Source organism: Corynebacterium sp. MSK297 (genome assembly GCF_030232885.1).
In the GTDB taxonomy this organism is placed as follows: domain Bacteria; phylum Actinomycetota; class Actinomycetes; order Mycobacteriales; family Mycobacteriaceae; genus Corynebacterium.
In genome coordinates this window covers 1-1,189 of sequence record NZ_JASPGD010000030.1, presented here as the reverse complement: position 1 = coordinate 1,189, position 1,189 = coordinate 1, and the positions used below count along the sequence as shown (strand labels likewise).

Annotated in this window: 2 protein-coding genes; both read left to right on the top strand. The window is 52.6% G+C overall.

Annotated elements, in window-relative coordinates:
* Window positions 1-51: 51 nt before the first annotated feature.
* Window positions 52-369, top strand: a complete 318-nt coding sequence (locus QP888_RS10990) for a transposase (protein ID WP_284813592.1) — start codon at window positions 52-54, stop codon at window positions 367-369.
* Window positions 366-1,189 (top strand): IS3 family transposase (locus QP888_RS10985; RefSeq protein ID WP_284813591.1); only part of this gene is annotated, 824 nt, incomplete at its 3' end. The genes QP888_RS10990 and QP888_RS10985, both read left to right, overlap by 4 nt.

Here is a 1,189-nt window from a genome sequence, read left to right as displayed (position 1 = left end):
TGAAGTGTCCCAGGTTTTGTTCCGTTTGAGTAGATGGGAAAATCTTCGAACATGCCCAAAAAATTTGACCAGGATGCAAAGGACCGCGTGGTCCGTCTTGTGGAAGACCGCATCTTGGCGGAAAACATGTCGATGCAGGAAGCGTGCAAGATCGTGGCACCGAAACTAGGTGTCTCGTGGCATACTGCCAGGCAATGGACCCAGCAGGCTCGCCGTTCAGGAACCATCCCAGAACCTGTACCTGAAGATTTGGCCGCCGAAAACGCGAGGCTACGCCGTGAAAACCAAGAACTACGCGACACCAATGAGTTGTTGAAAGCTGCCTCGGCTTTTTTCGCATCGGAACTCGACCCAAAACGTCGGAAATGATTCGGTTCATCGATGAATATCGGGATCGTTTCTCAGTCGAGTTCATCTGTATGACGTTGAAGAACAATCGTGAAGGTGGCTTCATTACCTCGCGTGGATACCGCCAGTCAAAGGCCCGTGGGCTTAGTGCTCGTCGCCTTCGTGATGACGTTCTGGTTGAGCGTATTAGTGCCGTTCATCAAGCTAATTATGGTGTCTACGGTGTGCGGAAAATGTGGCATGCTCTACGCCGTGAAGGAATCGATATCGGGCGTGAACACACTGCCAGACTGATGCGTCTGGCTGGTGTTTCTGGCAAAGGTAAAGGCCGGTCACCAATCACAACCAGAAAAGCTAGCGTGCCTGATCTGCGCCCGGACTTAGTCCAACGTGAATTCAACGCCGCAGCACCGAATAAGTTGTGGGTCGCCGATATTACTTACGTGCGCACGAAGAAAGGCTTTGTGTACACCGCGTTTGTCACCGATGTGTTCTCCCGGAGGATTGTCGGTTGGGCGTTATCAGACTCGATGCGCACCGAGGCTTTGCCGCTGCAAGCTCTCAACCAGGCGATAGTGTGTGCTGAAGAAACGACAGGTTTGGTGCACCATTCGGATCACGGGTCGCAGTACGTCAGCGTTGTCTACAACGAACGACTTGCCCAGCACGGGATCGCTGCTTCTACCGGAAGTGTTGGTGACTCCTATGACAATGCATTGGCTGAAAACGTCAACGGTTCCTACAAAAACGAGCTGATCCATACCCGCAGGTGGGATGACGTTGTCGAGGTAGAAATCGCGACATTCGAGTGGGTGTCATGGTGGAACGAGACAAGGCTCCA

What these genes read in the sequence shown, in the direction of transcription:
- QP888_RS10990 (WP_284813592.1), top strand. Translation starts at nt 52, where the DNA reads ATGCCCAAAAAATTTGACCAGGATGCAAAGGACCGCGTGGTCCGTCTT.